Source organism: Terrabacter sp. FW104-15G4B, assembly GCF_058790095.1.
The window spans coordinates 95,525-117,284 of sequence record NZ_JBYTCI010000011.1; the positions used below are offsets into that span (position 1 = coordinate 95,525).

The following is a 21,760-nucleotide window of genomic DNA, read 5'->3' on the forward strand; positions in this document are numbered from 1 at the left end:
AGCTGCGCGGCCTCTCTCCAGCCGGTGTCGCGCAGCAGGTCGCGTCGATCGCAGGCCGGGAACTCACCGCGGCCGAGCTCACCGTGCTGATGGAGGCGACGGCCGGCAATCCCTTTCTCGCCGCTGAGCTTGCCCGCCAGCTGGCCGATCATGGCGACCTCTCCGCCGTCCCGCGATCGGTACGCGACAGCGTCCGCTCTCGGCTTTCCCACCTCACGCCGGCCTCCAGCGCTGCTTTGGAGGCGGCCGCAGTCGTCGGCGTGGAGTTCCCGGTCCTGCTCGTGGCGGCGATGACCGGTGGGCAAGTGCTGGCAGTCCTTGCGGCGCTCGATGAGGCGGCCGCCGCCGCCGTGGTGGCCCCGGGGCGCCAGCCGGGACAGTGGCGGTTCAGCCACGCCCTTGTCAGGGACGCCATCGACGCATCCATGGACACGGCGCGACGGGCGTCGCTTCATCGGCGGGCCGCAGAGGCGATCGAAACTCAACACGCTGGCTGGCAGCACACCGACCACCACGACGAACCGGCCGTCTTCGCCCTGGCGCGCCACTGGGCCGAGGCTGCGGTGGCTGGCGGCTCAACTCCCGCCGCCGTCTACTGGACGGATCAGGCAGGCCGGGAGGCGTTGCGGCGACACGCGTACGAGGAGGCGTGCCGCTGGTTCGGGCAGTCCCTGTCGCTGGCCAGCGGGGCCGATGAGGAGACGCTGTGTCGGTTGACGCTGGGACTGGCGTCCGCACAAGCGCTTGCGGCCGACATGCCCGGCGCGCTCCACAGCTGCCAGCAGGTCATGGAGGTGGCGATTCGCCTGGGCCTCCCGGACTTGCTCGCCGAGTCGGCACTGGTCGTGAACCCCACTTTCGACGCTCCGCTCGACCGGCGGATCCGCGACTTGTGCGAACAGGCGCTCGGCGCACTCGACCCTGAGCAGGCAGGCTGGCGAGCCCGCGTCCTCGCGGCATACGCCGTCGTGTGCGACCACCTCTCCGACATCGAGGAGGCCGAACGTGCGGTCGCCGAGGCGCTGTCCCTGGTCGTCGACAGTCGAGACGTCAAGGCCTTGGAGGCCGCTCTCGTCGGCCACCACATGGTCCGCTCCGGCCCAGACGGGCTCGCTGAACGCGAAGCCAACGCCGGCCGGATTGCAGAACTGGGCACTCGGACGCAGCGCCCTCACCTTCTGATGTCGGCGGCCGAGTGGCGGTTCGACGCCGCGTGCGAACGCGGTGAGATCCGCGAGGCGGGGCGAGAGATCGAAGGCATGACCCGCTGGGCCACCCGGATCGGAGGGCCGATCTCCCGCTGGCGGGTGCTTCGCTGCCAGGCAGTCCTGGCCCAGGCACAGGGCCAGCTGGGCGAGGCCCAACGGTACGGCGACCAGGCGCTGGCCACAGTGGCGGCTACCGGCTACCCGCCAGCGTTCCTGCTCCACGGCGGTTTCCTGGCCAACCTCGGCCATCACATCGGCTACTCGGGTCCGACCCTCGAAGCGCTGGGGATGGGCGAGGACCCCGCCGAACGGGACTGGCCGATCGAGGGCATCGTGATGACGCTCGGACCGGCCGCGGTGCTGTCCGACCTGGGACGGATCCCGGAGGCGGCGCGGCTCTACCGCCGTCTCGGCCCGGCGTCGGAGTGGCAGGAGACGCCACACGGCGCCCTGTTCACCTGGGCGATGGGGCTGCTCACCGCAACGGCCGTCGGGGCCGATGACGACGTGACGACCCTGCGGGCCAGGCTAGGAGCCTTCCGCGGCCACCACATCGTCAACGGACGCTACGCGATGGCGTACCTCGGGCCGGCCGAGCTGTGGCTGGGTATCGGCGCAACACACCTCGACCTGGTCGACGACGCGATAGCCGACCTGGAAGCCGCAACCAAGTCCTGTGCCGCCAACGGCGCCGAAGGGTTCCAAGCCGAGGCGCAGTACGAGCTCGCACGGGCACTGAGCCGCCGCTGCGCACCCGGGGACCTCACTCGCGCACGCTCCCTGGCCTCGGACGCCCAACGACGCTGCACCGCGTTGGGGATGCCGCCGATCCTCCAGAAGGCGTCTGCCCTGCTCAGCCACCTCGATGCGACGACGCACACTCCCCTGACCCCGCGCGAGCAACAAGTCGCCGTGCTCGTCACTGGAGGACACACCAACCGCGAGATCGCCTCCGAGCTCTACATCTCCGAGCGCACCGCGCAGAACCATGTCCAGCACATCCTCGACAAGCTGCACCTGCGCAACCGCAGCCAGATTGCACTCTGGGTGCAACGCAGCCAGCTGAGTACCCCGACTGAGTAGATCGGTCGACGCGCGGGCGTCGTCGTGCTCCTAGCGTCGAGGCATGAGCGAAGACAAGACACTTGCAGTGGTAGGTGCGACCGGCGCAACCGCCGGCGGGCTGGCCCGGGCCATCCTTTTCGATGCGGAGGGCGGCTTCACCTGCCGCGCCATCACCCGCACCCCTGACTCTTCGGCCGGCCGCGCGCTCGCCGACCTCGGGGCGACCGTTGTGCGGGCAGACCTGGACGACGCCGACAGCCTCGTCCGCGCGTTCGACGGCGTCGACGGCGTCTTCTGCATGACGACGTTCTGGGAGCACCTCTCCCCCCAGCGGGAAACCGCACAGGCCGGCAACCAGGCGAGCGCCGCCGCTGCGGCGGGCGTCCGGCATGCGATCTGGTCCACGATGGAGGACACCCGCCGGTGGTACCCGCTCGAGGACGAGCGGATGCCCACGGTCATGGACCGCTACAAGGTGCCGCCGTTCGATGCCAAGGCTGACGGGAACCGGGCGTTCGAGGGCTCCGGTGTCCCCACGACCTACCTGCTCCCGCCGACCCACTGGGACGCGTTCGTCTTCGGCAGAGGCGCCCCGCAGCGGGGACCCGACGGCGTCCTCACTCTGGCCATCCCGCTCGGCGACGCCGCGCTGCCAGGCATCGCCGCCGAGGACATCGGCCGCTGCGCCTACGCAATCTTCCAGCAACCAGAGGAGCACCGCGGCAGCACAGTCGGGCTCGCAGCTGAGTGCACCACGGGCGAGAGACTCGCTGACGGACTTTCGCGGGTGTTCGGCGAGCGGGTCCGCTACCAGCCGATGCCACTAGAAGCCTTCCGCTCCCTGCCCTTCCCCGGCATCGACATCGCCGCCAACATGTTCCAGTTCATGGCAGAGGTGCCCGAACACGCAGGACTGCGGGACATCGCCGTGGCCCGCGCTCTCAACCCGTCGCTGAGCGGCTTCGACATCTGGGTCGAGCGGACACGTTGCAGAATCGCCGCCACGGCGCAGGCTCGGTAGGCGGCAAGATCCCGGCCCTCCGGGTAACCCACTCGTCCTTCCTGAGACGACGAGCGGCCTCATCGACCCTCATGCGCCGTGCGCCCGTGAGCGCGTCCGGTTCCCGGAATCGGGACGATCCGCGCCTGCTCGGCGGGTTTCACCACTGCCAAGGTGACGATGACCGCTACGTCGCCCCCTCCCCGTCACAGCGACTTACGCCCGTGAGGCGTTGGTGAACACGAGCGTTAAGCCGGCGTCGGCCGGCCGGCGCGGGCAACGGCGGCCAGTCGGCGGTTCCACCAGCGTGGCCTCTTCGCTGCCTGGCTGAGCAGCCGCAGGTACTCCGGAGGGGTCTCCCGCCGTAGCAGCGGCACCGCGATCAGTAGGGTCACGGCGAACCACCGCCACGCGCGTCGGTTCTCGACCGCCCCACCGACCGCCGCGACCGTGGAGACGTACAGCAGCGCGTTGTAGGGACCCATCAGCCGGCCACCGAGCCCTTCACACTCCGTCAGCCACGGCAGCCCCGCCAGGGTGCTCCGGGGCCAGACGGTGAAGTGATTGATCATCGCGGACGCGAACAAACCGTTCGCCACCGCGAACCGCCGGTCCCCACACGGAGGTGAGAGGCGGCCGGCCGCCCGGTACGCCGCGACAGACGAGACCAGGTACCCCGTCGTCGCAACGGTGACCCCCACCCGGGAAGCCAACGGCACACCCACACCGCAGACGAGTTCGAAGGCGAGATGGCCGCCGACGGTCAGAACGCCCACTCGGGTCCAGGGTCGATGACGCACGTACTGCGGTTACCCCGTGGCGCCGGCGATCAGACCCTCTGTGCGCCGCCCAAGTCCCCGCCCCACACAGCGTGAACTGCCTCACTCCGACGGTGCCGAGCAGGCTGGCGGTCAGCATCGCTCTCGGCGTGGCCTCCGTATCGGCCGGACCGCTGTGAGTCACACCAAGAACGGGGTAGGCGCTCACCATCGGCCGGTGGGACCGCCGTCGGCCACTTCGCGCTTCATCACCCTCACTTCATGCAGGAGAAGCCCATGGCTCGCAACACCGTGACCCGATCGATGCACGACCTGGGCTTGGCCGCCTGGTTCGGTGGCACGTTGGCCAACGCCGTCGCGCTCAACACCGCCGCCGCAAAGGCCACCACACCTCACGATGTCGGTGCCGTCGCCAACGCGGGCTGGGACCGGTGGACCCCAGTCAACGCGGCCGCGATCGGCACACACTTGGTTGGCAGCGTCGGTCAGCTCCAAGGCAACGCCGCCCGGATCGGCGGCCAGCGTGGTGTACCGAGCATGGTCGTGGTCAAGACAGGTCTAACGGTCGCCGCCTTGGCCGCCACGGGCTACAGCCGGATGCTGGGACGCAAGGTCGCCGAGCGTCCGGACGTGCCGGTCGAGTCCGGCACCGAACCGTCACCGGCGCTGACGCCCGAGGATGTCGGCGGTGCCCAACGGCAGCTCGCGGTGCTCCAGTGGGCGGTGCCAGCCCTCACCGGCGCCCTGGTCATTGTCAGCGCCTTCGCGGGCGAGCAGCAGCGCGCCAGTGAGGCCTCCAAGGGTCTGCTCGGCCGTTTGGCCAACAGCGGTGTGCTCGCCTCCGGCGCTGGTGTGGTCGCGTCCGTCAAGAAGGCAGCCAGCACCGCTGCTCACCGCTGAACGGCGCGCGTCCGCGAGAGAGCCGTGCCTCCGTGCACAGAGCTCGACCTCCGTGCACAGAGCTCCAGCCAGCGACTTTGTCGACGACTTTCCCGGGACGGCCGTCTCAGACGTCGAGATGCATGCGAGGTTGGGAGTTCAGGAGGAAGCCTGCACGCATGTACGCCCGCTGTCCGGCAGGCGTGGCGCGGCCACGTCATCCCATCCGCATTCACAACCCACGCAGTCACGTATCGACGAGTCTCGTGCCGAAGCCGGAGCCGCCGTACTGGACACATGTGATGGCGGAGGGCTCTCACTCGCTTGCCCAGGCGAGCCTTCGATAGCGGCGCAGCGCAGCGATCACCTGACCCTGGCGGTGAGTGAGCGCGATGAGTTCGCTTCGCAGCGGGTCGCCGGGTCCGCGCCGGGTGCGTTCCCGGAGACCAACGTCCTCCATGCGGTCCTGCAGACCGACCAGCTCGCGGATCAGCTCTCGGACGCCGATGGTGGACGTGCTGCCGGTGCCGGACGACGTGGCAGTGGTGGGTGTCATCGGTGTCTGCCGATCGGCGCTTAGCGCCCTCTCGCCTGGCCCACTGCGGTTGTAGGCACGATAACCATGCGGCCCTGTTCTGCCGAGCGTCAACACCGGATGCGACCGCGCAAGATGCGGTGTTTCCCGCGATCCCACGGGTCCGGCGACGTAGCCGCGCGGGGCAGCGCCTGTCACGCGATGACGCTTACCGCTGGCCTCGCCGGATACGGCGCGGTCCATGAGGATGCCCAGGTGTACGAGGAGCCCTGCCGAGCCTTGAGCGCAGTCGGCTGCGCCGCCGGCATCAACTCGAGTGCCCGGGCGAAGCTCGTCCGGGACAGCGACCGGTTGATCTCGCGCCCGTCCTCGCGACTCTCAGGAAGTTGCCGGGCAACCTTGGACGCTGAGGCGCTTCGGGCCGTGACCATGGACAGTCGCGGCCGAGCAGCGCAGAGTGAGGGCATGTCGACAACATCCGGCCACGAGCCCGACTTCGGCGGCCGGGACCTGCCCGACTGGGCCTTGCCGAAGGCTGGCTCGGAGTCGTCGCTGACCACGAGTGGGACGCGTTCGCCATCCCTGACTCACGACTGGACTGGCGCCTTCAGAGAATCCAGCTCATCGAGCACCAAATGGTGCGTGTGCAGGGAGAGCCACCAGACACGCACACGATCGGCCCTGTCGTCCGGGTCACCCATGTGGACCGGCTGAGCCGGGCCGGCGACGGAGTGATGGGAGCGCACTACCTCGTCGATTTGCTACCAGCTTGACGTCCTCATTTGCCGCCGTCAGGGCTGGCCAAACCTTTGCTGGGCAGCTTGACGCGAGATGTCTAGCGCCGCGCCGATCACGGTCCACGAGTCGCCCGCCGCACGGGCTGCACGGACCGCCTCACGCAGCTCCTCCTCGGCGTCCGCGAGCTGATGCCTGGCGGCGATGATGCGGCGGAAGGACGCGGCATCGCGAGCCGGGTGAGTCGACGGGTCGAGCTGGTCCAAACCAGTGCGGTCGTGGTTGGTCTTCAGAGTTGCCATGTCATTCACCTCATCTCAGGTAGTCGAAGAACTTGGGTCGTAGCCGGTCGGCGTGGATGACCCGGGTGGGTTGTCCGGCTGGAACGGCGACCAGCTCCAGCATCCGACCGTGCCGATCCGGGCCGATCACCAGAAGACGGTCCTCGCCGTCGTACTCGTACTCGACCAGCCGGATGGCGTTGGTCCATGCATGCGTGATGTCGGCTTCGTCGAGCCCGTGCTTCAGGGCCGACTCCGTCACCTTCACAACGTCAAGGATAGATTGACGAACTGCTCTCTGTCAATCACGAGTTGACGCACGGACATGCCGCGATCAGGCCGCCTCGATCATCGCGGGCGACGATGTGCTCCGCGGTCGGCATTGGATGGTCGAGAGCGACAGGACCGGATGTGGTTCCTCCGCGTTCTGTCCATGCCGATACTGGCTCCATGCGCCCATTTCACTTCCTGGCAGGGATGGGAGAGGTCCTCACCGGGCCGCAACTGGCCGCGCATGCTGTCGAGGCCGAGCAGACGGGGTACCACGCGCTCGTCGTGCCAGATCACCTGCTTGAACAGCTGTCCCCGGTCGTCGCGATGGCCACCGTCGCGGCCGCGACCTCCACGCTGCGGGTATCGGCGTTCGTGCTCAACAACGACCTGCGTCACCCCGCGGTGCTCGCGCAGGACCTCGCCAGCATCGACGTCCTCTCCGGCGGCAGGCTGGAAGTGGCCATCGGCGCCGGATGGAACAAAGCCGAGTACGACGCGGTGGGGATCGAGTTTGCACCGGCACCGATCCGTCAGCAGCGGCTGGCCGAGTCCATCACCGTCCTCAAGGGATTGTTCTCCGGCTCGGCCTTCAGCTTCGCTGGTGACTACTACACGATCACCGACTACGTCGCCCGACCAATCCCGGTTCAACGCCCGCACCCTCCCTTCCTCATCGGAGGCGGAGGTCAACGCACGCTACGCCTGGCCGGCGCGCAGGCCGACATCGTCGGGCTGGCGCCCCGTCTTCGAGCTACCGGCGGCATCGATCCGCAGTCGCTGACCCTCGCCGCCACGCGGGAGAAGATCGCTTGGGTCCGACAGGGCGCCGCTGAGCGGTTCCCGGCCCTGGAGCTCAACATCTACCCGTCGTCGGTCTGGCCCACCACGGTCACGAATGACCTACACGGGCAGGCCCGACGGGTGGTCGACGAGCTGCGCTCCCAGACGGGCGTGGAGCTCACTGAGATGGAGGTCATCGACTCGCCACATCTCTTCATCGGAAGCATCGACCGGCTGGTGGAGAAGTTCCTGCAGCTGCGGGAGGAGCTGGGCATCTCCTCGATCATGCTCGGCGAGGTCGGGGAGCTGACCCCGGTCGTAGAGCGATTGGCCAACGCCTGAAGCCCTTCAGCGAGACGGGCGGGCCGGGTGACCGATCCAAGCGTCGGGCATTGTCGACGCCCGTTCCGGCCTTCTCCCGGCGGCTACTATCCGAAAGTGGCCTACATCCGCGAGGCGCAGCTGCCCGAGGACCGAGACGCCGTCGAGCGGCTATGGCTGGCCTACCTGACATGGGGCAACGACGAGCTCGAGGCAAGGTACGGCTTCCGGCTACCGGTTGGCGAGGCCGTTGAGCACGACCTGCTCACCGTTGCACGGTTCCAGCGGCCCGACGGCCGGCTCCTGCTGGCATTCGATGCCGAGGTCGCAATCGGCATTGCCTGCCTGCAACGCCTCGGGCCGGAGACCGCCGAGATCAAACGCATGTACGTCGACCCGCCGCACCGGCGCGGCGGCCTCGGTCGCGCCCTGCTCACCCGGCTGATCACCGAAGCTCGAACCACCGGCTACCAGCGCGTCCTCCTCGACAGCCCGGACTTCATGACCGCTGCTCACCGTCTCTACCGCGCCAGCGGCTTCACCGACATCGCTCCCTACCCAGAGAGCGAGATCCCCGACGAGTACAAGTCCCACTGGGTGTTCATGGAGCATCAGCTCAACTGAGCCGGCTGAGGCTCTCAATCTTCCGCTCATGCCGCTGATCGGTCGAGTCGATGAGCGGGCCGCGTGTGACCCCCCATCACCCTCTAGTTCTGGGCACGAAGCGTTGTGCATGTCGATCAGCGCCGAGCGCGCTTGAATGAGCCATGACGCAGCAGTCGAGTGACTACGACCGAGGATTGTCAATGATCGGGAGTGCCTCCCGCGCTTTGGACGGGGCAGGCCTGGAGCACTGGTTCATCGGCGGGTGGGCCGTCGATCTGTGGGTGGGACGACTCACCCGACCGCACGACGACATCGACGTCCTGGTCTGGCGACACGACCAGGGCCGCGTCCACGAGGCGCTCCAGGCAGCCGGCTGGACCCATGCCCCGACTGCGGAGGACCTGCTCGGCACCAACTACGCGCGCGACGGCTACGAGCTTCAGCTCACCTTCGTCGTGCCCGGCGCAGAAGGCGGTGTCATCGTGCCAGTCCCCGGACAACCCATGGTGCTCTCGAGCGGGCCGCTGGCCTTCTCACGACGGACCTTGAACGACCTATCGGTCAGAGTCCTCACGTTGGAGATGATGCTGGCCATGAAGGGCACTCCGCGTCCCGACGAGGGGGGCGGTGGTAAGGACCGCGCCGACCTGGACGCCCTCCGCTCAGTTGCCGAAACGCCCTAAGTGTGGCCGACGCCGACGCCCTCCGGATGCTGGGGTCGAGCGCAGCCGGTGGGGACAGCACGGCATCCCAACGCACTCACATGCCGCGATCAGCGTGGCTTACGCGTTTGAATCGGGCGCCGGCAACGCGCGACCGTGGCACATCCACCGCCTACGAGCGGTGGTCGGAGCAGTTCCCGGTCCCGACCGCGGGCGGGATGGTCGTCGCCGACGGCTGGCCGGAAGTCGTCGGGGCTGCCACCGTAGTCGTGCCGCGTCCTCGGATCCTCTTGCCTCGCAGTCTCCGGCGGGGTATCTGCAGTGGGAGACACCGATGAACGGGAAAGGGACGACGTGGACTTCAGCGAGGCCGTCGAGCTAGCTGGCAAGGGCATGGACACCGCCGGGGTCGTAGTTCTGGTCATCGGAGCCGTCGTCGCAGCAGTGCGAGCGGCCCAGAGTGCCCGCGGACAGCAGCCAGGCACCTACCGGCAGTTCCGCCAACAACTGGGACGCACGATCCTGCTGGGCCTCGAGCTGCTCGTGGCCGCCGACATCATCCGCACCGTCGCCGTGACCCCGACATTGGCCAGCGTCCTCGTCCTGGCGCTCATCGTGCTGATTCGCACCTTTCTCAGCTTCTCCCTCGAGCTCGAGATCACCGGCCGCTGGCCCTGGCAGAACGACCCCACGGACGAACCGACCAGTAAGACTGCCTCGTAACCTCGCAGCGCCGACCTCGAGCAGTTCCTCCGCGCCAGTCTTCGTGGTTTCGCGCGGCGCGGAGGACTGCCCACGCTCAGACCTGGAGGCGAAGCACGTCTTGGGGAGCGTGCGGGCGTGGTCAATACCCGAGACGCCGGCGGCCTGATCGCCGTCGTCGAGGCGACCCAGACGTACTGTCATCGGCGTGAGGCGTTGACCGGACATGCCGCCGGGCGGCCGTGCCGACGAGTGCGCTTTGTGAAACGCAGGGTGGGCCCCTTTGTTCAGCTGCCTCAAGGGACCCAGATCGCTTCTCGGTGCTGGCGTGCCCACCAACGAGAGCCGAACCGGCCAACCGGAACGGGGCGTGACCCCTTCGGGCGCTGATGTCGAACGGGGCGGTGGGGGGTATGGCTGAGAGAGATCGTCGGCGCCCGGCCGAGGGCGACCGACCCCGATACACGGAGGCCCCCAATGAAGAGACTGCTCATCGTCACCGCCGGCGCGCTCGGATTCCTGCTCGGCTCGCGGGCCGGTCGGGAGCCCTACGAGCAGTTCATGCGCGCGATCGGCCAGTTGAAGGACGACCCCCGCGTGCAGGCGAAGGCGCACCAGGGTGCCCAGCTCGTGCGCGAGCAGGCGCCGGTCGTGGCGGACAAAGTGGCCGGTGCCGCCCGGACAGCGACCGACAAGGTCACCTCGGCGGTTTCGGGGTCTACCGACGCCGGCGCCGCGGACTCGCGCCAGGAGAACGCGGAGGACCTTGTCGAGCAGGCTGTGCAGTTCCAGAAGGACCACGGGCCCAAGGGTCCGCTGCCCTGAGAGCCTGCCACCTGATCGGGGCGCCGGACTCCGAGTCCGACTCTTCGAGCGAGGGGACGCCCATGACGCCCCTCCAGGTTCCCGGGACATCGACCAGACCCCAGCTTCCCGCGACCAGAGGGATGCGCGCTCATGCGCCGATGGTGCGCGTTGCGGTGTCGTCCGCAGGTGTGCGCCGAGCCGGTGCCCGGGTCCAGTAGCTTGCCCCCGTTGGCCGTCCCGGGGGGTCCAGCCATGCCCCGCTCTGGCTTCGTGCACAGGCAGACGCTGGTCCGGCCGGCCCACGTCATGCCTGCGAACCCCACCACCGACCGGACAAACACCGTTCGACGCTCGGGTCGCCCGCCATTCGGGATCGGTCCCTCCCCGAACGCCCGCAGGAGGGTCCCCGAAGCTCGGTCGGCTGCGCCGAGGGAAAGGCGTCGACCCAAGCAGAACCGACCGGGACGCCCCTCAGACGATGGGTACGGGAACATCGCGACGCCGCTGCTCACCACCTTCTTCATGCGTCCGACTGGGCGCAAAGGGCGGCGGTGTCGCTCATCCATGTGACTCGGCGGTGCACAGCCGCTGCCTACGCAAGGCCCCGCGTGCCGGCGGCGCGGACTGGTCACAGCCGCGATCGCTTGCAGCGCAGCCAACCCAGAGCTCTCCTTGGCATCACCTCCTCCAGGCTCTGCGTCTTCACTGTGTGCTTGTCCGTGGAGGCATCTGGCGGCTGGGCCGAGCGGCCGCTCAGGGCAGGGGCGCGGCGGGGGTGCGGGCGATGAACGCTGCTGCGGAGATGAGGTCCCATCCGGGGCTGAACTGGTTGCGTTGCGGGATCCGGCTCTGGTGCTCGTCGTAGAGGTCGAGCAGCTGGACCACCGAGGCCAGGGCCGGGGCTTGCGGGTCGTCGTCGCGGACGGTGCAGGCATGTCGGGCGACGGTGAGGCATACGCCGGGGTCCTCACCGCGCTGCGTGGACTCCAGTGCGGCGAGCAGGTTGGTCGCCACGGTCTCCAGCGACGGCCCGATCGGGGACTGCTCGCCGGCTGGGGCCGGGCCGAGGTCCAGCGGCGCGGCGCCCTCGACCAGCCGCGCGAACTGGCCACCGATGATGGATGCGATCTGGTCCGGCTCGAGGCCGACCTGCCACGCGCAGCGGATCGTCTTGAACGTCGCGTGCATCGGGCTGCAGTAGGGCAGGTCGCTGGCGTTGAGGATGCGGCCCGGAGGCACCAGCTTCATGGCCGCCAGCACGTTGGCGGGCGTCCACCATGAGGTGTCGAGGAACAGGTTCGGGGTGTCGGCGAGCTGGTAGCTGAGGCGGTCCAGGTCGGTGAGGGCGCAGTGCGCCAGGATGAGGCACAGCCCGGGCCAGCGTGCGCAGACGCGCAACGGGTCATCGCCCAGGGTGGTCAGCTCGGGCCCCGCGTGCACGATCAACGGCAGGTGGCGCTCGTGCGCGATCTGGTAGACACCGCCCAGCCGCGGGTCGGACAAGCTGAACTCGTCGCTGGACAGGTGCAGCTTGACGCCGCGTGCTCCGGCGGCCAAGGCCTCCTCGAGCAGCTCGGTGGGACGCTCATCGGGCGTGATGCGGGCGAACGCGACCAGCCGCTGAGGTGAGCCTTCGGCGGCCTTGGCGCAGGCCAAGTTGGCGTCCCGGTAGCCGTCCGGCTCGGCCAGCGGGAAGACGGCCGCCCGGCCGTCGACGGCGTCCAGCGCCTCCAGCAGCTCATCGAGGCTGGCGGTGAAGCCGCTGGGATCGTTCCCGCCGACGTGGGTGTGCGCGTCGAAGATCTGGACCTCCGGGATCCTGTCGGTGAGGCAGTCGAGCCAGGGCTGCATCAGGTCGTCGGCGTACATCGGCTCATCCGTCCTGGTCGGTGGTGCGGGTGACGAGATCGGCGAGCAGGGCCGGCATCCCGTGTTGTCGGCACCGGTCGCGTTGCCGGTCCGGCACGGACGGGCTCAGCAGCATCGACTCGACGACGTCCAAGGGGCGGTCGAGCCCGTCCGGCGCCAGTGCGCTGCGAGCCTCGGCCAGAGTGCGCACAGCGACCTCGCGCAACGGGCGCAACGCGCCGTCGGTGTCGACGACGACGGTGTCGAGCCCGTGCCGGCAGGCGCGGTAGTCGTTGGCGGCCAGGACGTCGTCGGGCAGGTCAACGCGGTCCGGGACCTGCACCGTGTGCCGGGTCAGGCCTTGGATCAGCGCAGCTAGGCCGGCGACGGTCGCGAGTGAGGCTTGAGCGTCCATGACCCGGACCTCGAGGGTGCCGAGCCGGGGCTGGGGACGCAGGTCCCACCAGACGTAGGTGTAGTCGGGGATGCCTGCGGCAGCGACGATTCGCTCGGTCGTGCTCAGGTACTCCTCGCAGGACCGCAGGACCGGCGGGATGGTGGTCCGCGGGTAGGAGCGGGTGATCGCGGACCGGGCCGAGGCGAGCCCGGAGTCCTGCCCGTGCCGGAACGGCGAGCTCGCCGACAGGGCACGCAGCCGGCACAGGCGGTTGCGCAACCCTCGGTAGGCGACCATGGCGGTCTGCATGTCGGGTAGTGCGACGTGGATCTGCAACGCCGCGGTCGGGGTCCGGAACAGGCCCGCCAGCTCCGTCAAGATCCCCTCGTAACGGGCGGAGGACGCCATGTGCGCGGTCCCGAACGGCGCGTCCGGGTGGACCCCGACCGCCATCGGCCGGGCCCCATTGGCCGTCAACCACCGGCGCAGGCCGCCCAGCGCCGCGGCGACGCCTTCCCCGTCCGGGCACACCCTCGTGTTGAGCTCGACCTGGTCGATGAAGATCTCACCGGTCACGTCACCATCGGGTTGACGGCCAGCACACAGCTCGGCCAGCACCGGCGCGGCGGTCGCACCCAACAGGTGGCCATCGCCGTCCACCAACATCAGCTCGTCCTCGGCACCGACCGTGAACTGACCACCGCGGCGCCACTCCAACGCCGAGGCGGTGGCCTCCGGTCGGGGCAGCCGCCGCCAGGGCGGCCGGACCCGGCGCCGCGGAAGACGCGGTACCCGTGCATCCAGCGGGGGGTCAGCACCAGCGGATCGACCCGAGAATGGAGCGGTCCGCTCCTGATCAGGACCCGCCTCGGGTCGGTCCACGGTCACTTGCCGGCTCGTCCGCCGTCCCGGACCTGCCAGCTCCGGTCCCGCATGTGTTCCTCTGAATACCGGCTGATCCACGGCGCACCTCGAACCAACGTCAGTCGCGCCGCTTCTTCGACGATGGCCAACGGGTACCCAGCGGCCGCGCCCCGTAACGTCCGACCGGGTGTCGGCGCTTCGCCACGGCAAGAGCGGTGGACGGGCGACTCGACTCGCGGGCAGCCGTTCTCTGTGTCAGCCGTGCGGGTCCAGAGCCTCCACCAAGGCGCGCGCGAGCACGTGGACGGCCACCCCGGCCCGGGCCGCCGCCGCCTGGATGCTGTCCTCGGCTGCTCGCGGCTCCAGCCCGCGCGCCGCAACCAGGAAACCGATGGCCTGGTCGAGGTGCGCTTGCCCCCTGAGCCGCTCAGGGCTCTTGACCGCCTCGAGCCGGGTCGCGAATGACAGGTCCGCGTTCGTCACTGCTCCCGGAGCCCAGGCACCGAACAGGTCCGCGAGCTGCTCGACATGGCCTGTGAAGGAGTCTGGCCGCTCGCCGTAGAGGTTCACGCCGCCGGTCACGACGCCCTGTCGGCGGAACGGCATCGAGAGGCTGCTGTGGATCCCCGCCGCGGCGCTGGCCTGGGCGAACAGCTGCCACCTACCCTCGTCGAGTAGGGCCTCGGTGTCGGTCTCGATGATGGCTTCCTGTCGGATGGCGTCCAGGCAGGGGCCGTCGTCGGCGTACTGGACGGCATCGAGCGCCGCGATGTCGACGTCGCTGGCCACGAAGGTCAGCACCAGGTCCTCGGTGACCAGGCTGAGGCTGACCCCGACCAGCCCCGGGACGCCTTGCTTGGCCTGCTCCGTGAGGCGCTGCAAGTCTCCTCGTAGTTCGACGTCGCCGTACCGCTCCAGCTCCTCGAGCGCCTCGTGCGTCTCCGGGATCGGCTCCATGCTCACCGCCTACCCGATGTGACCTGTCATCAGCGCACGGGCCACTCGACCCAAGGCGCCGCCGGTCCACCATGGGGGGAATCCGAGAAGGGCCGCACGGCTGGAACGACCAGGCCGCTGTGCATGGGTCAAGGAATCGTCTTGGGTCACGCAGGGTTCGGGGGACCGCTCCTCGGCCTCCGTCGGAAAAGCCGCCGAGAACAGGCCGCCACGACCAGAAGCGCTACGCCCACCGGAATCGAGCGCGCTCGGGGCTGGCCGCCGTGCGGGGTGCGGCGCCTCCACCAGCGCGCGATCCGGTCGCACTCGCCGTGAGCCGTCAGACCGTCTCCGCGCGGATATCCTTGACCGGAAGGACAACGGTAGAACCAGGCACTCGTGGGCGTACCCGGAAGGATCTCCAACGCGGGATGGGCGTCTGCGCGGCTCAAGGCGGGGACTGATGCACGGAGGAAGCTCAGAACAGGTGGGCGTAGGCGCCATGGTGCCAGGAGAGCCCCTGGATGCGAACGGTCAAGGCGGGCAGCCAACCGAGTTGGCGCAGGAGTTCGTCGGGCTGAACGAGTACCTACGCGCGGGCGGGAGACATGCCACGGCGCTGCAGCGGCTGGTCCAGCTCGCCGTGTTCGCGATACCCGGCTGCGACTGGGCAGGCATTACCTCATGGCCCACCGGGAAGGGGCCGCGCAGCCTCGCCTGCTCGGCGAGCGTGGCCGTAGACGTCGACGACATGCAGCACCGGCTCCACCAGGGACCGTGCATCGACGCGGCCACCGAGTTCAGCGTTGTGTCCGTTCCGGACCTGGCGGAGGAAACCCGCTGGCCCGCGTTCACCGCCGCCACCCTGGCCGGCACCCCCGTGCGCGCCGTCCTGTCGCTGCGCCTGGCCGATGACCCCGAGCGGGTGGCGGTCAACACCTACGCGGGACAACCGAACGCGTTCCAGGACTCCCTCGGGCTCGCCGCCCTCTTCGCCGCCCACGCCCGCGTGCTGCTGCTGCATGCAGAACGGGCCGACCGCGCCGCCAACCTCACCCGAGCGCTCAGCACGAACCGGCAGATCGGCATGGCCATCGGCATTCTCATGCAGGCCTACAAGATCCGCGAGGACGAGGCCTTCGATTTGCTGCGCGAGAGCAGTCAGCACCTCAACCGCAAACTGCACGAGATCGCGCAGACCGTCACCGAGACCGGCGCCCTGCCGGACGCACCGCCCCACGGCCTGCGTCGCGGTCGCATGCCGTAGCGGTTCGCTGCCTGGCACCGTGGCAAGGACCCACCCGGCCCTGCCGCTGGTGCTCGAGGTGATCGCCCGCTCAGTCCGTGCGCGCTGGAACTACGTGCGCCGCAGATCTGGCAGGGTCCGCGCCCGCTGCGCCGCGTACTGCCTTCCGCGCCCGCTCCTCTGCTTAGAGCTTGGGCACCCCTCTTGAGCCTTCTACCCTGGCGACGTCCGGGACTGCGCAGGCCGCCCAAGAGCGAGGCCCTCGTCCCGCTCGCTACCGTCGCGGTCGTCGTCGCCACCCACAACCTCGCCATCCGCGTGATCGTCGGCGTCCTCATGGCCATGGTCATGTTCGCCCGGCGCGTCGCCCACTTCACCCACGTGATCGACGTGGCCCACCCCGACGAGAACACCCGCCTGTACGCCCTCGAGGGCGAGCTCTTCTTCGCCTCCAGCAACGACCTCATCACCCAGTTCGACTACGTCGGCGACCCAGCCACCATCGTCATCGACCTGTCCCGCTCCCACATCTGGGACGCCTCGACCGTCGCCACCCTCGACGCCATCACCCACAAGTACGCCGCCATAGGTAAGGCCGTCACGATCACCGGCCTCAACGACCCAGCCAGGAGCATCACGACCGCCTCGCCGGGCACCTCGCCGCCTGACCTCGATCCGGCACTGGCAGCGACCACCGATCTTGCAGGCCGCCAGGGGGCGGGCCGGCAAACCCAAGTCGCGCTGCGGCCACTCCGGAGTCACGGACGCGGTTCACCAGCCGCCCCGCTCTCCCCCGCGGGGGGTTCTGATCATGATGCAGCCGCCCGGCACCGGGATCATCCGGAGGTCCTGCTCCTCGTAGGGCCATGCGTCCTCGTCCAGCGGCTCGCGATTGATGGCCCGCTGGACCGGCTGGGGAAGCCCCTCCGGAGGTGGGGCTGGCGGGAGGGGGGAGATGCTGGCGCGGGCTGCGTTCACTGCGCGCGAGCGGCGGGTCATGACGGCACCACATGCCGCGCAGCTGCTACCCCCCTGGTTCACGGTTTCGCAGACGGCGCACCGCCACACTGGTGTTCTGGCGCTCATCGTGAGCGCCGCTCGTCGATGCGGGAGATCAACCGTCCGAGCAGGCCCGAGCCCCGGTGCACCGGTGGTGAGGTGGGGTGAGCGTCGCCGGGAGGATCGGTGGGGACTTCACGCGGTGGTTCTGTGCCCTTGCTGGCGATCCCGAGTCCCTTGCCGCGAAGCCCGGAGCCGCTGGATGGCGCTGCTGGTGCCGGCCCCGGTGCCGCGGCCGGTGCCGGCGGCGCTGCGGAGGTGGTGGTGCGTGGGGCGCCAGGCGCCGCTGGGGTTGACCGCACCGGGATCGGTGGCCGAGGTGGCGCCGGGAAGCGGCCTGCGGTGCTCCGGCTGCTGCGGACGCTCATGAGCGTGGCGTGGACTTCCGCTACTGACGGCCGGGTGCCCGGGTTGAGCTGCATCATCCGCTCCACGAGGTCGACGACCTCCTCGGGCGCGCGGTCCGTGGCCACTCGAAGGCGCTCACCGTGCAGCACGGCGATCGCGGCCTGCGGGTAGGCCGGGTTGAACGGCGGCAGAGATCCGGTGAGGTACTCCGCGTAGATCAGTCCCAGGGCGAAGATGTCCGACGCCTCGGTCAACTCGTCGGGGTTGGCGGCACCTTGGATGTAGCGCACCAGCTCCGGTGAGTAGTGCGTCATCGTGCCGACGATCTCCTCGGGAGGTGGCGGGCTGCCGACGATGTAGGAGCTGTCGAAGTCGATGAGCTTGGTGGTGTAGCCGAGCTCCGTGCGTTTGATCAGGACGTTGCTGGGTTTCAGGTCGCTGTGCACGATGTTCAGGTCGTGCAGGATTTTCAGGCTGTGGGCCACAGTTTTCAGCAGCACCAGCTGGGCAGGGAAGTTCAGTCGAGCCACGTCGCCCGGCGTCAGCCCCGCGAGGTCCACCTTCTCGGTCACCTTGTAGTACTTCGCACCCTCGCGGAAGAAGTCGAGGGTGGCGATGAGGTTGCCGCCGTACGAGGTCAGCGGCGCCATGGCGACCTGGATGCCGCGGTGGTGCGCCTCGAACGCCGCGCACCGCTCGCGTTTCCTCGCCTTCGTCCGCGCGCTGCCGGGTGCCGCGTCGTCTGGATACGTCGGACTCAGGAAGCGCTTGACGAAGTAGATCCGCCCGCCCTGCTCGGCGAACGTCCACTCACTGAGCCCTGCGCCGACGACCCGGAAGTCCCCGAGGAGCCGGTATCCCCGCAACATGTCACCAGCACGCAGAACGTCAGTATTCGCCATCACACCTCTCCCCCGTCTGGTGCGCCGAGAAAGCGTTCGTACTCGGGCTTGTACTCGCCCCAGAGCCGGGCCAGGTCGGTCGTCTGCCGATGACGCGCCTGCTGCAGCGCCTGCTCAGCGCGAAGCACCTCGGTCCGGAGGTCGTCGAGGGGCCCGATCCACCGACGCTCCAGTTCGATGGTCCGCGCCGCGAACAGCTGCTGCAGGTCGTCGTGGTCGGCGCCCACCGCGAGCAGCCCCATGGCGGCGTCGTCGCCGGTGACCGCGCTGACGGCCGACTGCATCGCCGCGGACCAGCCGTCGGCGTCGTCCGAGTCACGCAGCGCTGCCAGGACGAGGTGCTCGAAATGCATGGGACTGGGCAGGTAGCCGAAGCAGCCGTCAGTGGCGGCGATCACAACGAACGGAGGCTCGACCTCGATCTCCCGGTACCGCACCACGAAGTCGGTGTCCGCGGACATCGCGTTGCTCACCACCGAGTCCTGGCGCAGGTTGACCATCGCGTCACCGGCATCGCGGATGTCGTCGGTGGTCACCTGGTGGGCCCCTGTCATGGGGTCGAGGACGTAGACGCGCGAGTCGCCGCTCCAGAGCAGGTGTCCGGTCCAGCGGTCGGGGTCGGAGTCGCGACGCTGCAAGGCGATCATCGCCATGGTCGTCGGCAGGGCTCGGATCAGCCGCGACCGCAGCCCGCTGGCGGGGGCCTTCAGCTCGCGAAGCGTGTCGACCAGTGCCTGCCTCACCGACCGCTGCAGCTCGCGCGCTGTGGCGGGTCCGTCGAGGTTCCACTCCGGGTCGAGCAGCCGCAGCATCCGCGGCTCGACCACGTCCCGGGCGACCCGGGAGGCCAGGTATGCACCGGTGCGGGGCCCGTCCGGGGTCTCGTAGAGGGTGCCACCGGCACCGCCCATGCCGTCGAATACGGCCACGAGGCCAAGGTGCCGGCCGTGCCGGACGATGGGGTCGGAGTCCTCCCCGCGGTCAGGAATTTTGGCGAGGTTGAACCCCAACGCGACGCGAGGTCCGGCGGGCGAGCGGGTCACCGTTGTCGACTCCTCATCCTCCTGTTCGGGGTCCCATGCCTCGGCGAAGGACCGCGACTGCCTCGACTCCACCGGATCGACGCCCTCGGCGTTGACGCCCGAGTTCTCCTCGGGTGCTTCACCATCCGCCGGCTGCTGCAAGACAGCAGCGACCTCTGCTGCCGCCCCTGGCTCGTCAGCCGGCTCCTTCGGGGAAGTGGAGGCGGCATCCGTGCCGGTCGACGACCGCGGTTCGTCGCCCTCCACCAGCGCCTCCGCCCTGCTGAAGCCGACGTCTGGGTCTTTCCCCTCGTTCACACGGAGTTCCCGATCGAGTCGATGATCGTGCCGTAGTCGACGTCTGAAAGGCCGCCGCCGGCTTGGGACGGGTGGTGAACGACGTTCTCCCAGACCGAGGAGATGTCGCTCCAACCGGGCCCGTCGGGGGCGAACAGGATGAGCCGCTTGCTGCTGGAGCCAAGCGCGCCTTGAGCGTCCTCCCACATGTCGGTGAGGGCGCTGAAGTCAGCGGGCACGCGGGCACGGTAGGTCTCTGGCAGCGACGCGGAGTTGAGCGGATGTGCTGGCTGGTCGGTCCAGACGACGATGACCTGGCGTCGCCGGTCACCTCGGGTCGTCCAGGGCGAGGTCATGGCGAGTGAGACGGCCTCCAGGCCTGACTCCGGGGCGTCACCGCCACCCTCGGCCACCAGCCCATTGACGAAGGCGCTGAAGTCGCCCTGGTCGGCAGGCAGCGTGAAGAACGGCGACTCCTGCATGGCGGCGTCGCCGTCCGCTGCGAAGTCTCGGAAGGCCACGAGGCGCACCCGCAGTTCGTCGACGTTCTTGCCCTTGTTGACGAGGTTCTCCTGCACGTCCCCGTAGAAGCGCAGAGCGTTGGCTTTCACAGCGTCAAGGATCGGTGTCATGCTGCCGGTCACATCGACGCAGAACACGATGTCGACGGCATAGCTCAGACCGCGCACTGGCGCAGCGGGAGCGGCGAGGCTTGACTGCCCGTGACCATCACCGCCTCCTGTCGGGCTCGCGGCCGGGGCGGCCGGCTCCTCGACGGGCGCCGAGGTCGCGGACACGTCGGTCGCGCTCGCATCCCCTGGCGCCCCCGCGGCGCCGAGAGGGGCCACGGCTTCTTCGGTGCCCGGAGCCGTGTCCGCGCCCACGGCGTCAGTCGCGTCGGACGCGTCGGTGTGCGGAGGGGTCGCTGGGTTCTCGGACATACGTGTGCTCCAACCGGTGTCTGGGGTGTCCACCGACAGGCGGACGCGTTTCTCCTACCCGCGGCCAACCCCGCCCAACCCCCTCCCCAAGAGGGACGACGAGCCGGCCACATCCTCGGCGAAGCGCTCCGTGGGAAGGGCTAGCCGCAGACCGGAATCGTCGCAACAGTCATAGGACGCGCGCCCCCCGGCCAACGTCCGCTTCTGCCGCGCTGCGGGCGGCTCCGAACTTGGCTCAGGCCGGCCGGGTGGCCGACACGGACACCGTCACCACGGACTGGCTGCCGGCCGGCGCCCTGTCCGCAGACGTGGCGCGGCGTGCCAGCACGTCGGCGACCGTGCCCGGGTCAGCGTCCAGGTCCGGGCTACCACTTGCTCGCCAACCGCCGAGAGCGACGGCCGCATTGTCGTTGAAATGCCATGTCGGGTCGAAGCGTGCGTGGATGTGCTTCCCGACCTCGACAGGAGTTTGAGTCGTGGCGTACACGAGGGTGACCGACGAGGCGTTGCGGATCACGCTGTTGCCGCCGCCCTTCGACGCGGTGCGCGACAGCTCGGTCGCCCCTGACGGCACCGTCATCACGTCCAGCCGGGAGAGCCGGTCGATGACCCTCTGGTCGGCTGCCTCCGTCGAGCACCCGGCCAACCCCACTGTGATGACGCCCGCGACCGCCACCGTCGCCGCGACCCGCCTGCCGAGGGCTCGCATCATGCCTCCCGCATGGTGTTGAGCCAGGCACCCGTCCCGGCCCGGGACTGTCCGGACGGGCGTCCTTGGCGTGGCGCAGCGTAGGACAGGGTGGTCGCCGTGGGTGCCGGCGCCCCGAAGGTGCGCGCCCCGAGCAGGGTTGCGCTCACGCCGAGGCCTCCCGCGGCTCCCGTCCACACGCGACGGCCCATCAGTCGGTACTGCCCCGGTCCCTGGATGCCCACGACCCGAGTGTCCCCTGCCCCCCGTTCGCAAGCACGCACATGCCGCGTTGAGGGCGGCTACGCTCGCCCGGTCATGCCGCAGATAGTGCGCGTCCGGGCGCCGCTGGCAGCCATGCACGGGACCGCCGTGCGGGTCCAGTAGCCTGTGTCCGTTGGCGGGCTCGTAGGCCGTCGTTACAGCGAGAGTTACAGCGTTCGTTGCAGCGGGCTCTACATCGAGGGTTCCAGCCATGCCCCGCCCTCGTAGCTCAGGGGATAGAGCACCGCTCTCCTAAAGCGGGTGTCGCAAGTTCGAATCTTGCCGGGGGCACCACCACGACCGCCATGACGCTCC

General features: G+C 69.4%; 22 protein-coding genes and 1 tRNA gene. 11 read left to right on the forward strand and 12 right to left on the reverse strand.

Annotated features, from left to right (window positions below; all coding sequences use genetic code 11):
- Window positions 1-89: 89 nt before the first annotated feature.
- Both AC3WRT_RS10985 and AC3WRT_RS10990 read left to right on the forward strand, forming a co-directional pair.
- On the forward strand, window positions 90-2,291 hold the full coding sequence (locus tag AC3WRT_RS10985) for a helix-turn-helix transcriptional regulator (RefSeq protein ID WP_492721863.1): 2,202 nt from the start codon (window positions 90-92) through the stop codon (window positions 2,289-2,291).
- A gap of 43 nt (window positions 2,292-2,334) precedes the next feature.
- Window positions 2,335-3,294 carry an NmrA family NAD(P)-binding protein gene (locus AC3WRT_RS10990; RefSeq protein ID WP_492721804.1) on the forward strand — a complete coding sequence of 320 codons (960 nt, stop codon included), beginning with the start codon at window positions 2,335-2,337 and terminating at the stop codon, window positions 3,292-3,294.
- A gap of 227 nt (window positions 3,295-3,521) precedes the next feature.
- Here AC3WRT_RS10990 and AC3WRT_RS10995 read toward each other — a convergent pair whose 3' ends face one another.
- Window positions 3,522-4,049 carry a hypothetical protein gene (locus AC3WRT_RS10995; RefSeq protein WP_492721808.1) on the reverse strand — a complete coding sequence of 176 codons (528 nt, stop codon included), beginning with the start codon at window positions 4,047-4,049 and terminating at the stop codon, window positions 3,522-3,524.
- A gap of 264 nt (window positions 4,050-4,313) precedes the next feature.
- Between AC3WRT_RS10995 and AC3WRT_RS11000 the strand changes: the two genes are divergently transcribed.
- The gene (locus tag AC3WRT_RS11000) at window positions 4,314-4,952 is read left to right on the forward strand and encodes a hypothetical protein (protein ID WP_492721810.1); all 639 of its coding nucleotides are present in this window, start codon (window positions 4,314-4,316) and stop codon (window positions 4,950-4,952) included.
- A gap of 295 nt (window positions 4,953-5,247) precedes the next feature.
- Here the strand turns inward: AC3WRT_RS11000 and AC3WRT_RS11005 are convergent, their stop codons facing one another.
- From AC3WRT_RS11005 to AC3WRT_RS11015, 3 genes are all read right to left on the reverse strand, one after another.
- Window positions 5,248-5,487, reverse strand: a complete 240-nt coding sequence (locus AC3WRT_RS11005; RefSeq protein WP_492721813.1) for a hypothetical protein — start codon at window positions 5,485-5,487, stop codon at window positions 5,248-5,250.
- A 770-nt stretch (window positions 5,488-6,257) separates the two neighbouring features.
- On the reverse strand, window positions 6,258-6,503 hold the full coding sequence (locus AC3WRT_RS11010) for a hypothetical protein (RefSeq protein WP_492721815.1): 246 nt from the start codon (window positions 6,501-6,503) through the stop codon (window positions 6,258-6,260).
- A gap of 10 nt (window positions 6,504-6,513) precedes the next feature.
- On the reverse strand, window positions 6,514-6,750 hold the full coding sequence (locus AC3WRT_RS11015) for a BrnT family toxin (RefSeq protein ID WP_492721817.1): 237 nt from the start codon (window positions 6,748-6,750) through the stop codon (window positions 6,514-6,516).
- A 143-nt stretch (window positions 6,751-6,893) separates the two neighbouring features.
- Between AC3WRT_RS11015 and AC3WRT_RS11020 the strand changes: the two genes are divergently transcribed.
- From AC3WRT_RS11020 to AC3WRT_RS11040, 5 genes are all read left to right on the forward strand, one after another.
- Window positions 6,894-7,877, forward strand: coding sequence for a TIGR03621 family F420-dependent LLM class oxidoreductase (locus AC3WRT_RS11020; protein WP_492721819.1), 984 nt, complete (start codon window positions 6,894-6,896; stop codon window positions 7,875-7,877).
- A gap of 27 nt (window positions 7,878-7,904) precedes the next feature.
- A complete protein-coding gene (locus AC3WRT_RS11025) occupies window positions 7,905-8,480 on the forward strand; it encodes a GNAT family N-acetyltransferase (protein ID WP_492721821.1) in 576 nt (191 codons plus the stop codon).
- Window positions 8,481-8,662: 182 nt separating this feature from the next.
- The gene (locus tag AC3WRT_RS11030; protein WP_492721824.1) at window positions 8,663-9,145 is read left to right on the forward strand and encodes a nucleotidyltransferase domain-containing protein; all 483 of its coding nucleotides are present in this window, start codon (window positions 8,663-8,665) and stop codon (window positions 9,143-9,145) included.
- 333 nt (window positions 9,146-9,478) lie between these two features.
- The gene (locus tag AC3WRT_RS11035; protein WP_492721825.1) at window positions 9,479-9,847 is read left to right on the forward strand and encodes a DUF1622 domain-containing protein; all 369 of its coding nucleotides are present in this window, start codon (window positions 9,479-9,481) and stop codon (window positions 9,845-9,847) included.
- 456 nt (window positions 9,848-10,303) lie between these two features.
- Window positions 10,304-10,651, forward strand: a complete 348-nt coding sequence (locus tag AC3WRT_RS11040) for a YtxH domain-containing protein (protein WP_492721827.1) — start codon at window positions 10,304-10,306, stop codon at window positions 10,649-10,651.
- A gap of 735 nt (window positions 10,652-11,386) precedes the next feature.
- Here AC3WRT_RS11040 and AC3WRT_RS11045 read toward each other — a convergent pair.
- The 3 genes from AC3WRT_RS11045 to AC3WRT_RS11055 form a co-directional block, all read right to left on the reverse strand.
- The gene (locus AC3WRT_RS11045; RefSeq protein WP_492721829.1) at window positions 11,387-12,502 is read right to left on the reverse strand and encodes an amidohydrolase family protein; all 1,116 of its coding nucleotides are present in this window, start codon (window positions 12,500-12,502) and stop codon (window positions 11,387-11,389) included.
- Window positions 12,503-12,506: 4 nt separating this feature from the next.
- Window positions 12,507-13,841 (reverse strand): carboxylate-amine ligase, encoded by a 1,335-nt coding sequence (locus AC3WRT_RS11050; protein ID WP_492721831.1) that lies wholly within the window; start codon window positions 13,839-13,841, stop codon window positions 12,507-12,509.
- A gap of 156 nt (window positions 13,842-13,997) precedes the next feature.
- Entirely contained in the window at window positions 13,998-14,699 is a 702-nt protein-coding gene (locus AC3WRT_RS11055; RefSeq protein ID WP_492721833.1) for a GAF domain-containing protein, read from the reverse strand.
- Between the two features lie 535 nt (window positions 14,700-15,234).
- Here AC3WRT_RS11055 and AC3WRT_RS11060 point away from each other — a divergent pair.
- Together AC3WRT_RS11060 and AC3WRT_RS11065 are read left to right on the forward strand one after the other, a co-directional pair.
- A complete protein-coding gene (locus tag AC3WRT_RS11060; protein ID WP_492721835.1) occupies window positions 15,235-15,945 on the forward strand; it encodes an ANTAR domain-containing response regulator in 711 nt (236 codons plus the stop codon).
- Between the two features lie 183 nt (window positions 15,946-16,128).
- The gene (locus AC3WRT_RS11065) at window positions 16,129-17,091 is read left to right on the forward strand and encodes an STAS domain-containing protein (RefSeq protein WP_492721837.1); all 963 of its coding nucleotides are present in this window, start codon (window positions 16,129-16,131) and stop codon (window positions 17,089-17,091) included.
- On the opposite strand, the gene AC3WRT_RS11070 is transcribed toward AC3WRT_RS11065, so the two are convergent.
- The 5 genes from AC3WRT_RS11070 to AC3WRT_RS11090 form a co-directional block, all read right to left on the reverse strand.
- The gene (locus AC3WRT_RS11070; RefSeq protein ID WP_492721838.1) at window positions 17,007-18,200 is read right to left on the reverse strand and encodes a protein kinase domain-containing protein; all 1,194 of its coding nucleotides are present in this window, start codon (window positions 18,198-18,200) and stop codon (window positions 17,007-17,009) included. The genes AC3WRT_RS11065 and AC3WRT_RS11070 overlap by 85 nt on opposite strands.
- A 32-nt stretch (window positions 18,201-18,232) precedes the next feature.
- On the reverse strand, window positions 18,233-19,573 hold the full coding sequence (locus tag AC3WRT_RS11075) for a protein phosphatase 2C domain-containing protein (protein WP_492721839.1): 1,341 nt from the start codon (window positions 19,571-19,573) through the stop codon (window positions 18,233-18,235).
- Window positions 19,570-20,493 carry a vWA domain-containing protein gene (locus AC3WRT_RS11080; RefSeq protein WP_492721841.1) on the reverse strand — a complete coding sequence of 308 codons (924 nt, stop codon included), beginning with the start codon at window positions 20,491-20,493 and terminating at the stop codon, window positions 19,570-19,572. Before AC3WRT_RS11080 ends, AC3WRT_RS11075 begins: the two co-directional genes overlap by 4 nt.
- A gap of 235 nt (window positions 20,494-20,728) precedes the next feature.
- Window positions 20,729-21,205, reverse strand: coding sequence for a hypothetical protein (locus AC3WRT_RS11085; protein ID WP_492721843.1), 477 nt, complete (start codon window positions 21,203-21,205; stop codon window positions 20,729-20,731).
- Entirely contained in the window at window positions 21,202-21,426 is a 225-nt protein-coding gene (locus tag AC3WRT_RS11090; protein WP_492721844.1) for a hypothetical protein, read from the reverse strand. The genes AC3WRT_RS11085 and AC3WRT_RS11090 overlap by 4 nt, the downstream gene beginning before the upstream one ends.
- 237 nt (window positions 21,427-21,663) lie before the next feature.
- Between AC3WRT_RS11090 and AC3WRT_RS11095 the strand changes: the two genes are divergently transcribed.
- A tRNA-Arg gene (locus AC3WRT_RS11095) sits at window positions 21,664-21,739 on the forward strand.
- Window positions 21,740-21,760: the final 21 nt, after the last annotated feature.